Genomic DNA, 13,993 nt, shown 5'->3' on the forward strand with positions numbered 1-13,993 from the left:
GCTGTGCGTGAGGTTTGACTTACACCTTCACACACAACTGGTTATCGAGATGCGCACAGTACGTTCGCCTAATTAGACATGCTCTGCGAGTTGTACCTCGAAGCCGTCTGGATCGGCAATGTAAATAAACCGCAGATGCGGATTGGGCTGGATAGGGCCGCGTACAATCGGAATATTCAGCTCTGCCAACCGTTCCATGGCTTCATCCAGGGAGTTCACCTCATAGCCGATCGACACGCCGGCCTCTGGTTTAAGAGTCGATTCACTGCCCTCAATCAATTCCAGCTTGGCTTCATTCTCCTTGCCCAGCATGGCAATCTGCCGTCCACGGCTTTCGAATCTGCGCTGAATTGGAAGTCCGAGCATGTCGTGGTAGAACCCGAGTGAAGCTTCCAAATTACTGACCCTCAGCGTGATCCAGTTTAATTTGATCAACATGGGTGAATCTCTCCTTTTGTTTTGCATGATATGTATTTTTTGTTACGTTCATTATACGCTAGGCGTTAGCAGGAACCTACCCATTAGCAGTAAACAATAAAAAAGCTGCCGAAATATTCGGCAGCCAAATGGTGTAATCTCTTGCAGTTCAGATCGTTCTAACGAATTATTGAATCAGATCAACGGCCGTTTGTGGTACAAATGCCTCTACACCGTTATAAACAATGACACCTTCCAAGGTTGTCTTTTTGCCGTTTACCAGTGCAATATTTTTGTAGATTTGCAGTTCCAGCTTGGTGTTGCCTTTGGTAACGAGGATCTTTGGATTTTTGGCGTCAGTCAGGTCCAGTTTGTACGTCGCGCCTTTGGCTGTAAATGCCTGTTTGGCAGGGACAAACAATTGTTTGCTTACGCTGTCGAGATCGAGATCCAGTACACGAGCCATATATTTGGCGACATCCGTGTTGTCAATCACACCGAATGGACGATCATTGTTGGGAGCATACGTGTACAGCACGACATCTCCACCTGTATGACCACCGGTTGTCCAACCGATCCCTGCGCGTTTGCTGATCATTGGACCGATTGCATAGTTAAGACTGCCCGGCTCGGCCGCTTTAATGGTGGCAATCTCCTCGGAAGTCAGGTCCGTAATGCCATAGTATTGTTTCATCACTACTTTGATGTTTGTACGCTTGGCATTCAGCTTCGCTTCAACGCCCTCACCTGTCAGTTTGGCCTTTTTCAAAGGTCCGATAAATGTGGACAACGGCTCTTTGTCATAAGTGCCGCTAGTTGCGTTGTTACCAATGGTGAGTCCACCATTGCCGTGGTCAGTTACAGCCACTACGGCAGTCTCTCCATCCGCTTTGGCAAAATCCATAGCTACTTTCACGGCATCATCAAAAGCCAGCACGTCACTGATAATACCAATCGGATCATTAGCGTGAGCTGCCCAATCCACTTTACTGCCTTCGACCATCAGGAAAAAGCCGTCTTTGTCTTTGGACAGAACTTCAATGGCTTTGGATGTCATCTCGGCAAGGCTTGGTTGCTTCGCAGGATCACGGTCCATATTATAAGCCATGCCTGCGGGTGCGAACATACCCCACAGCTTGGTCGAATCCGATGCTTTCATTGCCGCTGGTGTAGTGACGTAATCATAACCCAGTGCTTTGATAGTTGAAACCAGATTCTCGCCGTCTTTACGTCCGGCTGGCTCAAGATATTTGCTACCTCCACCCAACACAACATCCATGCCGTTGTAGACTTGTTGTTTGCTGAGTGCATCATAGTTTTTACGGTCAGGATAGTGAGAGGAGAAGTCCGCTGGTGTGGCGTGCATAATCTCGGATGTAGCGATAATTCCGGTTGCTTTGCCAGCTAATTTGGAAGCTTCTAGTACGGAAGCGACCGGTTTTCTTGCATCTCCAGGCGCAATTGCCTTTTGCCCGGGCATTGTAGCCTTGTCCGGCAGTACACCGACAAATCCGGTGTGAGATTTATGTCCTGTTGCAAAAGCAGTTCCCGCTGGAGCCGAGTCTGCAATCGGTGCATCGGCGGAGTGTGTACGAACCATACCGCTTGCCATGGAGTCCAGTGTCAGGGACGATCCCTTATACCAACGAGCCAGAGCAGTCGCATCGTTAGCCATCCCGTCAGGAATCAGAATAATCACATTTTTAATCGGTGATGCAGAGGTTGTTGAGGTGGTGTCTTCCACAGCCCACGCTTCACTGCTTCCTCCGAGTGTAGCCGTAACAATTGTTGTCACCGCGAGCATCATTTTGGCTGCACGGACATTAAACCGGTTTAACATGAATGCGACCTCCTAAAATATATGTATAGTTGGTAACCCAAACCAAGTGTATACAACAATTGCTAAACTAACGTATGGAATGGGTTAACTATATGTAAAATTTACGATTAATGAAGCGTATTAAAGTTTAAGCCCAAATGAGAATGAGGTTTTTTTGTGTTCACCCTGTCGAAGTCCTATGAAGACGATTAAAAAAAGATATTGCGAACGCTTACATTGTGTGCTAACATCACCATAACAACAGGATTGTAACCGTGTTCAGGGCAATACCTGTGTCAGTTCATTCGTTGGTTCTTTGTTCATCAAACGATTGATTGCGTTTACATTATCATATGGAATGAGCCTCATTCCTCAGGGTTGTTACTGATTGCAGGCAAAACCTGAATTGAGGGCAGTAGACCACGCTAAAGCGATGTCTATTTGCCTTCGGTTCAGGTTTTTTTATATAAAAAAATGCCTGATGGCATAACCGCAAGCGCCGTAGCAGATCATTCGAGCAGAAAGGAGCGCAGCAGATTTAAGTTTTCCTAAATAGAGAAATAGACTCATCCAAACATTGGAATACTGATTCAAAGATGTCCATTTCCAATGAAATTATCCCATCACACACTATTTGACAGCGAGGAGATTGTTGACATGAAAACCATTAAACGTTCGATTGCCATAGCAACCATTCTGGGGTTATGTGTATCCGGGTTACCAGCATATGCAGCAGGCAATACCACATCCTCTTCTTCAGCGGCGATGGACAAGCTGATCCAATCGGAGCTTATTCGCGGAAGCGGTCAAGGTGTTAATGCAGCTTATCTGAACAAAAAAGCTACACGTATTCAGGCCGCAGTACTTTACTTGCGTTTGTCCGGGTTGGAGAAAGAAGCACTGGCTTACCAGGGAACGGCAACGTATGACGATGCCGCTCAGGCAGGCAAAGTATTACAACCGGTCGTTGGTTACTTGAAGCAGCATCCGTATGTGGCTGAGATCGTAACAGGAACGGAGAAGTTTGAACCTAATGCACCACTTACAGCGGAAGGTTATGCCGGAATGCTGCTGAAGGTGCTGGGATATGAAGCGGGTACGGATTATGAGCAAGGAGCGGCTGCCACCTATGCGGCTGGAAAAGGAATCAAGGTACTTCAAGGGAAGGGAGCGAGCGAGCTTACCAACCGCCTGATGGCCGAGGCAACCGCACAGGCTTTGCAGACACAGTTCAAGAATGGCAGTGGAACCTTGGAACAGAACTGGTTGAAACATAAAGAAGCTGGGGCGTTCAAACCTCAAACGGTGCAACAGACCAAGTATGGCACAATTGAGGGTAAAACCTATGAGCAATATGGTACACTCGGCTGGCTCGGTGTTCCTTATGCGGCACCTCCGGTAGGTGAACTGCGCTGGAAAGCCCCGCAAGAACCAGAAGCATGGACAGGAACCAGGTCGGCCAAGGAATTTGCTGCGAACAGCTTGCAGATCTCTGGGAAAAATACAGTAGGTAGCGAGGATTCGTTGTATCTCAATATCTGGCGTCCCGACACAACCAGCTCGAAACTTCCGGTTATGGTGTTCCTGCACGGCGGCGGGAATATGACCGGATCAGGCAAAGATTTTCAGGGTGAACAGCTTGCACGGAGCACCAACAGCATCATTATCTCGGTGAACTACCGTTTGGGAGCTCTCGGATTCTTCGAGAATGCAGCGCTGAAAACAGGTAATGCCCTGGATGACTCAGGTAACTACGGTCTGCTTGATGCATTCCGTGCATTGGAGTGGGTACAGGATAATATCGAAGGTTTTGGCGGAGATACAGGCAATGTTACATTAGCCGGACAATCTGCTGGTGCACGTGATGTGCTGGCAACTCTGATCTCTCCACTCAGCAAAGGACTGTATCAAAAAGCAGTTGCTTTCAGCGGAGGATTGACGACAGCATCACCGGAAGAAGGCGCGCAAAAATCCGAGGATGTGCTTGTGAAGCTACTCGTGCAAGAGGGGAAAGCGGCTAATGCAGAAGAAGCCAAAGCATGGATTGGCAAACAATCTCAGGCACAGCTGGAGAGTTACCTGCGTGCACTGCCTGCGGACAAGCTGGTCACAGCATTTGGTGCAACCGCAATCCGTATGGAACCATTCCCGCATCTGTTCCGGGATGGCACCGTGATTCCAAAAGAAGGATTTGACGCCATCAATAATGGCAATTATAAGAAAGTTCCTGTATTGCTCGGCAGCCTGGAAACGGAGTTCTCTGGTTTTGCCTTCGGTGATCCGAACTTCTCGCCATCGATTACGGATGAAACCCTGTTTACCGATAAAACCAAGGCGGAACAATATGCTGCTGCGTTGAAATACGGTAGCGAAGCTTATGCAGGCTTTAATGCAGAGCGTGTAGCAGAACAATTGACGAGTAAAGCAGGTCAGCCGCCGGTATATGCGTATCGTTTTGCATGGGGCACACAGCCTGGGGTTATCTCTGAGCGTCTGCTCACGTTACTTGGCGCACCACATGGTGCGGATATGGACTTCTATACAGGACACGCGGACGGCATTGCTGCCTATTTCCCTGAGGGGTACTTCAGCGATACGAACAAACCAGGACGTGATGAGTTGTCCACCGCGATGGCAGCTTACCTGAAGCAGTTCTTGTACACAGGTAATCCAGGTACGGGCGGTTCCCCTGAGCTGGCGGCGTGGACACCTTGGACGAAAGATGCTCAAGCCCCGATCATGCGTCTGGATGCAAGCAATACAACGGCAGAGATTGGCATGTCCACACAATATAATCAAGGCAAAGACGCCGTTATGGCAAAGATGAAAAAAGAATTGCCTGAAGAAACGTACAAACTGTTGACGGAAAAAGTGTTCGCAGGCCGTTTCTTCTGGGAATAAGGATCACCTGATAGGAAGGCATATATAGATAAATTGAAAGCCAAGGGAGCATGCTCTCTTGGCTTTTTATACTGTTCGTTATACATAAATATGGTATTGTTGTAAATATAAATTAATAAGATATGGGAAAGGGGAAAACGTACATTATGGATGGAGTTAGTAATTTTGGTATTGCAGGTATTATAACGCTATTAATTTTCTTTATTATGATTGGTCTTGTATTATATCTGGTTTTCTATCTTGTGATGAAGAGGTCTGGCGTCAAAGAGGAAGTATCCGCATTAAGGATGGAAGTACGAGTGTTACAAGAGGAAGTAGAGCGGAACAGGCGGGAATTGGAAAATATGAAGCGTCGATAACATTTACACCACTAGTTTTGGATACACGGAATGGTGTGGGTACAACAGTAGGAGAGGACAGGGGCTCTACGCCCCCACCTACTCAATACAACGTGAAACCGCTCATTTCAGTCTTTGTACGCCATGGATACTAAAACTATTTCTTGGCAAAAAAACTAAGGGTTCCGGTGCTTTCATCTGCACTTACAAACAGGCTGCGTCCGTTAACACGATGAATTCCTTCTGGTGATTTTCCAGCTGTAGGAATCAGACCCAGGTAGTCCCGGATTGACCGGATCAGCAAGATCGAAGAACAGAATGGCATCTGCCCGTTCGGAAGCTACTGCTGCGTATGTTTTTCCGTCCACAGTAGAAACGGTGAGATTCTCTACTTCACTGCCTTTATTGGGACTGCGATCATCCGGGTACAAGCCAACCATGGCGGTGGCCGTGTCAATGAGGTTCTGGCTATCGTACATCCGCTTGCCTTGCAGATCCCAGACAGCAATATTGCGTCCGCCTGCTTTTATCCCATCCTCAAATTCATCCTTGCCCAAGTCCCCTTCATTAGCTGTCAGCAGGTATTTACCATCTGCCGAGAAAGCAATCCCATCCGGCTCATAACGAGCGGTCAATGTCTCTTTAAACTGAACGATACCATCATCTTTCAGATCTGCTTGATGTGAAGTGGTACCCAGCGCGAAGATAGAGATGATCTTTTTGGTCTCCAGATCTACGATGGCAACGACGTTGTTCTCCTGCAACGTGATGGCTGCTGTCTTGTTATCTGGACTAATGGCAACATACTCCGGTTGTGAATCATGCGGGTAGATGGCACCTTCTACATTGTCCAGAGATACCGGCAAGTTGGTGATTTCACCCTCCAATACGTTCCCGCCAGCAAAAGATACAACCATAATGCTACCCGGACGTTTGGTGTTGGCATAGTCAATTTCATCGGCAGCTTTATTCAGCTCTTCATCCTCTATGGCGATCACCGCATGCTGACCGTCAGGTGACAGTGCAATCGAGTCAGGACCAATACCGAGTTCATATGTTTTTACCGTTTTGTAGGTTGTCAGATCCACAATGGCAAGCAATCCTTTGTTTGCTTCACTGTCTGTATCCCCTGTACGAACAACAGCCAGACCGTATTTGCCATCTTTGGACACCGTTACACTGGTGACTTCAGCTTTGGCGGAGAGGTCATGGAAGCTGACTGTCTTCAATACGTTGATGTTTTTCAGGTCAGCAATGTCCAGTACGGAGATACTGCCATTGTCTGCTTCGGTTACGAGCAGGCGCTGTCCATCTGGCGTAGAGGCTGCTATTTCTGCTTTGCCACCGGGCATCTGAAACGATGCGGTCCGTTCAAAACCGGTTTTATTTTGGTTCAGAATCAATTGATCCGTGATTAATTTTAGCGTTTGAGGAGATACATACGTTGTGCCGTTGGTGATGTAGCTTTTACTGTCCAAAGAAGTCTTCACACCGTTGATGGTGGCTGATGACGTTCCGACAAGAAGTTGTGCTTTCGTATCTGCGATCTGGATATCGACACTGCGACTGTTACCGTTCCATGTGACTGTACCCTGCATATTTTGGATGGCTGTACGCAGTACGACATGTTCGTTAGCGGGTTTAGTTGCGTCAGCGGCATGAATCATTGATGTGTAGCCGGTTGCTCCTGCGCTAAGAATGGCGGTCATCGACAGAACGGCAAGCCATGGATTTCTCTTTTTCAATGTTCCAGATCCCCTTTATCGTTTCGTGTGTGATGGTGTGTACAATTGTTTTAGTATAGGGAACTTATGTTAAGGAGAGGTAAGAGAAGTCTGCAATTTGTGTAAAAGGTTAGATAAGAGATATTTTTCCAAATTCGATATGTAAGTTAGTGTATACAATGATTGCCACATGAAGAAAAAAAGCAGACGTGAGCCTTCATATATATAGGACTGGTCGAACGGGAGAAAATACGCTAGAATTATAATTGAGAATCATTATCAATTGATTCATGCTTTCTTTACTGACAAGTCTGATCAAGATATAGGCGAGGTGAACCCATGCGCACGGATGATACATTAGGCGTAGTATATCAGCATTGCCTGACCCAGGAACCCTACAGTCAGCAAGATGAACATACATATCTGCTCTCTCCCAAGGCGGGCAGTGGCAATATCAAAAGAGTAACAACTTACAGTGGCATTGAGATTTTATATTCACAGGTTCAATATCATCAGCCTTATCCAACGTATTTTGCGTCCGAGACACCCATTGTGGAATTGCAATTTGCCTTGTCAGGAGAACGACAGGTGGATATATCGGGTCAGGATTATTCGTTATCCATTGGTCAGGGTGCCCTCATTTTCATGCATGATTTCGAAGCGTGGTTTCATCCTCCGGCAAGAGAGTTGTATACGTCCTTTTCGCTGGGGATTCCGGTCTCTCTATTCAATTATGCCGCGGCACAACTGGGCAGTTTCAAGCCGATTGCGTTTAATCAGGTGTTGGGGGAAAAGGTGTTCAAGCCAATTGTATTTCAACTGGATAACCGGATACGGACGATGATTGATCATCTGATTGTGGAATTAAACAATAACTATAGATCTTCCTTAATGATGGAAGCGACAGCCTTGGAAATCTTGAATCGATTTATGATCCAACTGTTTGATCTGGCGCCGATCCCTGCGGGATTCTCCAGAGAGGACATCCGGAAGTTACATACGGCACGGGAGATTATGGAGGCATGTATGGTAGACCCTCCGTCATTGCTAGCATTGGCCAGACAAGTGGGTCTTAACGATTTTAAATTAAAAAAAGGGTTCAAGGCGCTTTTTGGAAGCACAGTCTTCGATTATTTACGTCAGGTTCGTCTCGACAACGCCATGAAATTGCTGCGCAATCAGAATAACAACGTCACCGAGGCCGCGATTGCGGTCGGTTACAGCAATGTCAGTGCCTTTTCACAGCAGTTTTATCGCAAATTCGGCGTGAAGCCCTCTGAGATGAAAAAGATTTATTAATAAGAAGAACTGAAACATTACACAAGAACGAAGAGTGCAACCAGTCTGGAGAAGCGGAGCGTTCGCCTTTATCAACGGATTTCTCCCATCATAGAAGGGAATCACAGAAATCCGGTGATAACAGCGATCGAAAGATGGTGCTGCAATCGTAATGGTCTGGTGTAACATGGGTTTATCTTATTTGGAATAAAATTAATAATCCGGCTTGCCGTGAATTGTTCCGTATAGAGGCAGTGGGGATTCATTCCGCCTTGTATACTCCAGGTACAGTGCATACTGCACTGAAATATAGAGGAGTGTATGAGCATGAACCGAATCAGGGGTAGTATTTTTTTTAGCGTATTTGCAGCCATGTTGGGTCTGATGCTGATTGCACCCATCATGCCACCACTTATTCGTGAGTTAGGCATGAAAGAAAGTCATTCCGGTCTTATTATCTCACTTGGGTCCATTATGATGGCTGTCATGGCTCCGGTATGGGGTAGATTCAGTGATCTGAAGGGCAGAAAATCGATTATATTGATTGGATTCATAGGGATGTCTGTAAGCTGTGCATTATTTGCTTTGGCATTGTATGGGGGATTAAATTCATGGATCGGAGGGGGAGTGTTGCTAACTCTTCTGATTGTGACGCGCAGTCTGATCGGTATGTTTATTCCGGCCGTACTTTCTTCTGCACAAGCCTATATGGGGGATGTGACAGAAGGAGAAGAGCGAGGAAGCGGGATGGCAATTATCAGCGCTGCCAATGGACTTGGCCTTGTATTTGGACCTGCGATTGCGGGAGCTTTTACCCTCATTGGTCTGCTTTGGCCGCTTTATTTTGGCATTTTTATCGCGATAGCTGCATTTATTATCGCTTTGTTGTTAATGCCGGCAGCGACACCGGTCATTCAGGCAAAACCGTCTAAAGTCAATCCGTTCCAACGCGGTCTACGAATGTACCTTGCTGCAGGCTTGGTTACGATGATGGGCATCATGACATTGCAGGTTGTCGGAGGATTTTATTTTCAGGATCAACTGGCCCTATCCCCAGCGGCGACGGCCCGAATGGTTTCGTTTGGACTCATGTTCTCTGGAGCAGCGATGTTGATCATGCAGGTCATTCAGATGAAGTGGTTGAAATGGCAACCACGTCCGATGATTTTGCTCGGTTCCCTTTTTCTGCTCGCAAGCATGATTCTGTTTTTGGTCTTCCATGTGTTGCCCATGTATTATTTCTCATTCTTCCTGTTTGGTATGGGTTCGGGTCTGATGATGCCGGGGTTCATGGCAGGTGCTTCGCTGGCAGTTAGCAAAAAACAGCAGGGTGGTGCAGCGGGATTGGTAGCAGCGATTCAGGGGATATCCGCAGTCATTACGCCTTTACTTACAACGACACTCTATCAGGTAGACAAACATATTCCGTTTATGCTCGTAGCTGTTCTGGTTGTCATGCTGGCAATCATGATGCTGGGAATGAGGAAAAATCAATCCAATACTATAGCGGACCCTATTCATTCGTTATAGTCAGATAAAGTCAGAAGATCAAAAAAGGTCAAAATAAAAGAAAAAAGGATCTATTTTAAAATGGTGAACCATGGTGAAAGATAATCGTTTTTTTTCGTCTTTTACGGACTTTGAGCGTTATTTGCACGCGTATTATAATATTCCATGTAAGCAACACCAATAAACCAACCACTTAAAAGGAGCTGATTTTCATGTTTGATCTGATTCCGTTTCGTAAGCGAAATGAAGACCCGTTCGGACACATGCTGAAATCCTTCAATGACATGGTTGAGAACTCATTCCTCTCCCCATTTGGAACTGGCTCCCAGCCATTTCGCACGGACATTCGGGAGGAAGAAGACAAATACTGGGTAGAAGCGGAGCTTCCGGGCACCGCCAAAGAGAATATAGACATTCAAGTTGAAGGTAAAGAATTGATTATTCGTGCCAAACGCCATGACATGGTTGAACAGAAGGATGACTCCAATCGGATCATTCGGCAGGAACGCCGATCAGGCGAATTTATCCGGCGTTTCTATGTGGATCATATTGATGAGGAGAATATTAAGGCCAGATTGGAAGACGGTGTGTTGAAGCTTGAAATTCCGAAACGTCCTGGGGATGATCAATCTCGCAGACGAATTCAGATTAACTAATTCACAGTGGGAAAAATAGTTTCCTTACATGGCAAAAAGCATGCAGGAGACATCCACTAGGATGTTTACTGCATGCTTTATTTTCTATGTGAATTGGACGAGAAATCACTGACTATGCATTGTGCTGGGTCCAATTCACTTCTCTGCTGCTTGCATCAAGGCATAGATCTTACGTGTGGTATTTACATTTCTTACAGTCATATAAGCATAGACTTTGGAACCCACAAGCTTGTTCATGCCGCTTTTGGATGCATCCTCTCTGCTGACTGAATACAAAATGGCTCCGGGAACATAAATCAGTGTGCCGATTTCCGGTTTGATGGGCAGCTTGTCCAGAACGGAGGGCTCATTGATCTCATCCCAGAGGAACATCACATCACTTTTGGCCGTGTCATCATTAGTCCATTCTTCCGGGAGTGCTTCAATAACACTCTGGATTTCGTCCATATTCCGTACCATCACCCTGATCTGCAAGCTGAAGTCGGCGGCGATGGCTTGTTCTAACAAGTAGGATATCTCCCTATTTGCATCGACACGTTCTTGATGATCGGCAAAAATAATATTGCCCGAGTTGATATATGTAACGACATCCAGCATGCCTGCTTGTTCAAACGTTTCTTTCAGCTGTTTCATATTAATTTTATTGTTCCCGCCTACATTAATGCCCCGCAGCAAAGCCACATAGATCATAGGGATGCCCTCCAATTTCTTCAATTCAACGGCTTAACAAAATGACAGATACTCGAAGAGATGAGCAGTATATTCTTCTCCCAATAGATCCTGCAATAAAGGCTCCACGTGCTCCAGAACCTCGGGTTTGGTCTCATAGGTTTCTTCATCTTTCAATTCGCCGGCATAGGTGCGTGCCGCTTCAATCATGATGGCTAGTGCACTGAAAAAGTCTGCCAGCGAATTAGCAACACGGTTTGCTTCTCCACCTGTGAAAGCGACATATACGGGAGAGTTCGGTGCTTCCACATCCACAATTAACGGATCATCGTTAAAGTTTGCGATGACGACATGATTTTTTGGCCAAGTGGAGGACTCTTCATAAGGTTCATTCATGCCAATCCAGCGGTAACCCAGTTGCTGACGAAGCAGATGTTCAGGTGCGACAAAGAAAATCAGTGCGGCATCACCGATCTCAACGGCGGCGTTTTTCATTTTGAGTGTACCTTCAGCCTGGGCATCCACCATTTCATAGTGACTGTACAGGTACTCAAGTTCTGGAGAAAGAGTTATTCGTGAATCTACTTCCGCCTGGTGATGTGGTTCGCGAGGCCGTATATCATGATTTTTGAAAAGTCCATAAGCTTCATTATATAAATCCTGCTGTTCTACAAAACGGCTCAAGGCCGCATCCAGTTGTTGCATGCTGTCTGATTCCTCCTACTTGGTGTAGTCTAATCGTAATCAATTGGTTAGTGCTGAATGCCTGACCAGAAGACATTCCAGCTAATCGCCAAAGCTTGTTCATAGGATTGCCGTGTCTCATACACGAGCTGTACATCCAATCCATCCATCACGGTGACAAAGGCTACGGTGGCTTCTTCCGGACTCAGGCGTATATCGGAATGTCTGGTAAATACGGCTGCCAGTTCTTCCTTCAGTGTCCCGAGGTACGTCCGATATTGGGCTAGCACAAAATCATGTACTTCCAGCGGTGTGATAAAGGACAGGATATACATAAAAGCAACGTTTGGATTTGTCAGGAAACGATTTTTGTGTTCATGCAAAAAAGCATATAGCTGCTGATCCAACGTTTGGGTCACAGACTCACTGAAAAATTGGAGTACAAACTGCTGTTCCTCCTGTACGACTTCCTCATATAACTCCAGTAATAACGCTTTTTTGGATGAATAATGATAAGCCAGAGATTGCTTGCGAATGCCTGCCTCTTCGGCAATCTGCGCCATCTTGGTCCCCTCGTAACCCAAACGATTAAAATGTTGAATGGCAATTTCCTTGATTCGTTTTTTACTCAATGTCTACCTCCAGTTGGTGAGCTGTATACCGCTGCTTTTTTGGGGAGTATACCAAATATAACAAGATATATACCACAAAAATGCCTATAGAGATAGCATACACCACCGTATAGGAAAATGCAGATGCCACAACGCCTAGGATCAACGAACCACCACCAATTCCGAGGTCAAAGAAGTTAAAGAAGGAAGCCATCGCATTTTCGTGCTCATGTTCCTCTACGAGATTCACACACCAGGTCTGAATGGCCGGGAATATGGCACCAAAGCCAAAGCCGTATAACGCACCGGCGATCAGGAATTGCACATCATTCTGGGCGATAATCAGCATCAGCAATCCAGCGATTGCAAACACGGCAGAAGGCAACAATACGGAGCCTGGTCCCCATCGATCAAACATTTTCCCCGAAAACAGTCGGACGGCAAAGCTGGCGATGGCAATGACAAAGAAAAACCATGCTATATTCTCGAACCCTCTTTCGGCGGCGAATAAAGCCACAAAGGACATGATTGAACCGGCTGCAATGCCAACGAGCATAATGAGAAGGGAAGGGAAAAGAACCTTCTTTTCAATCAATTTCACCGAAGGGACATGGGGTTGCATAGACTCGCTACTACCTCCTGTTTTCGGCTTACGGGATACAAATATCGTCATCAGGAGAGCCAGCAGCAAAATACACATGCCACCCATAAACAAGCTCTGGTAGTTGTACTTAAATAACAGACTGGTACCGATCAATGGTCCGATGGATATGGCGACTGTCTCCCCTACACCGAAATACCCCATGCCTTCTCCCCGGCGATCTCTTGGTATGTTTTCAGTGGCAATTGTTGCAAAATATGTCGTTGCCAAACCAAATCCGAATCCATGGATCACTCGAAATACAAGAATCATCCAAATACCTGACGATAGGTAGTATGCGCCTGTCATTAATGCGCAGATGGCGATACCGATAATCAACAGATATTTTTTATCCATTCGAGCTGCTAGAACAGATGTGAAGGGTCGAATCAGGATGGCAGAGAACATAAATATGCCGGTAACTAGTCCAATCTGAGAGGCTTCGCCACCCAGACTTGAAACGAATAAGGGCAAGGTGGGAAGCAACATTTCAAATGCCATAAACAATAATGCGTTGGCTAACATGATGAAAATAAAAGATCTTCCCCAGAGTTGCTGAGGTGTAGTACTGTGTGTTGAAGTAATCATGGTTTCCCTCCGTAATGGTGATCTCTGTCGCGCGACATGTTTCACTGATTTTACCTGACTGTAGTCAGATTGTAAAGGGTGGCACATGAAACTTGGGTGGTAAGAAGTTCAGGGGTGAATTGCATTAAATGAAAGCAAAAAGGAGCCTGTGCTTGGTGA

The 13,993-nt window shown here is 46.1% G+C and carries 12 protein-coding genes; 5 read left to right on the forward strand and 7 right to left on the reverse strand.

Annotated features, from left to right (window positions below; all coding sequences use genetic code 11):
* Positions 1-72 precede the first annotated feature (72 nt).
* Both ACE3K2_RS17085 and ACE3K2_RS17090 read right to left on the reverse strand, forming a co-directional pair.
* Positions 73-438, reverse strand: a complete 366-nt coding sequence (locus tag ACE3K2_RS17085) for a VOC family protein (protein WP_421892584.1) — start codon at positions 436-438, stop codon at positions 73-75.
* Positions 439-604: 166 nt separating this feature from the next.
* Positions 605-2,257, reverse strand: coding sequence for an alkaline phosphatase (locus ACE3K2_RS17090; RefSeq protein WP_421892587.1), 1,653 nt, complete (start codon positions 2,255-2,257; stop codon positions 605-607).
* A gap of 636 nt (positions 2,258-2,893) precedes the next feature.
* Here ACE3K2_RS17090 and ACE3K2_RS17095 point away from each other — a divergent pair.
* Positions 2,894-5,137 (forward strand): carboxylesterase/lipase family protein, encoded by a 2,244-nt coding sequence (locus tag ACE3K2_RS17095; RefSeq protein ID WP_421892590.1) that lies wholly within the window; start codon positions 2,894-2,896, stop codon positions 5,135-5,137.
* Positions 5,138-5,283: 146 nt separating this feature from the next.
* Positions 5,284-5,496 (forward strand): hypothetical protein, encoded by a 213-nt coding sequence (locus ACE3K2_RS17100; RefSeq protein ID WP_017687076.1) that lies wholly within the window; start codon positions 5,284-5,286, stop codon positions 5,494-5,496.
* Between the two features lie 203 nt (positions 5,497-5,699).
* On the opposite strand, the gene ACE3K2_RS17105 is transcribed toward ACE3K2_RS17100, so the two are convergent.
* Positions 5,700-7,220: a choice-of-anchor I domain-containing protein gene (locus ACE3K2_RS17105; RefSeq protein WP_421892592.1), complete on the reverse strand. Its 1,521-nt coding sequence runs from the start codon at positions 7,218-7,220 to the stop codon at positions 5,700-5,702.
* 318 nt (positions 7,221-7,538) lie between these two features.
* On the opposite strand from ACE3K2_RS17105, the gene ACE3K2_RS17110 reads away from it, so the two are divergent.
* The 3 genes from ACE3K2_RS17110 (at position 7,539) to ACE3K2_RS17120 (ending at position 10,642) form a co-directional block, all read left to right on the forward strand.
* Positions 7,539-8,498, forward strand: a complete 960-nt coding sequence (locus ACE3K2_RS17110) for a helix-turn-helix transcriptional regulator (RefSeq protein ID WP_421892595.1) — start codon at positions 7,539-7,541, stop codon at positions 8,496-8,498.
* Positions 8,499-8,804: 306 nt separating this feature from the next.
* On the forward strand, positions 8,805-10,007 hold the full coding sequence (locus tag ACE3K2_RS17115) for an MFS transporter (protein ID WP_421892598.1): 1,203 nt from the start codon (positions 8,805-8,807) through the stop codon (positions 10,005-10,007).
* A gap of 191 nt (positions 10,008-10,198) precedes the next feature.
* Positions 10,199-10,642, forward strand: coding sequence for an Hsp20/alpha crystallin family protein (locus ACE3K2_RS17120; RefSeq protein ID WP_421892601.1), 444 nt, complete (start codon positions 10,199-10,201; stop codon positions 10,640-10,642).
* A gap of 135 nt (positions 10,643-10,777) precedes the next feature.
* On the opposite strand, the gene ACE3K2_RS17125 is transcribed toward ACE3K2_RS17120, so the two are convergent.
* From ACE3K2_RS17125 to ACE3K2_RS17140, 4 genes are read right to left on the reverse strand one after another with little or no spacing between them, the layout of a single operon-like run.
* A complete protein-coding gene (locus ACE3K2_RS17125) occupies positions 10,778-11,332 on the reverse strand; it encodes a DUF1697 domain-containing protein (RefSeq protein WP_421892604.1) in 555 nt (184 codons plus the stop codon).
* A 33-nt stretch (positions 11,333-11,365) separates the two neighbouring features.
* Positions 11,366-12,016 (reverse strand): hypothetical protein, encoded by a 651-nt coding sequence (locus ACE3K2_RS17130; RefSeq protein ID WP_421892607.1) that lies wholly within the window; start codon positions 12,014-12,016, stop codon positions 11,366-11,368.
* Positions 12,017-12,063: 47 nt separating this feature from the next.
* Entirely contained in the window at positions 12,064-12,627 is a 564-nt protein-coding gene (locus tag ACE3K2_RS17135) for a TetR/AcrR family transcriptional regulator (protein WP_421892610.1), read from the reverse strand.
* Positions 12,620-13,834, reverse strand: coding sequence for an MFS transporter (locus ACE3K2_RS17140; RefSeq protein WP_421892613.1), 1,215 nt, complete (start codon positions 13,832-13,834; stop codon positions 12,620-12,622). Before ACE3K2_RS17140 ends, ACE3K2_RS17135 begins: the two co-directional genes overlap by 8 nt.
* Positions 13,835-13,993 lie beyond the last annotated feature (159 nt).

It is taken from the genome of Paenibacillus sp. (genome assembly GCF_048976745.1).
Lineage (GTDB): Bacteria > Bacillota > Bacilli > Paenibacillales > Paenibacillaceae > Paenibacillus.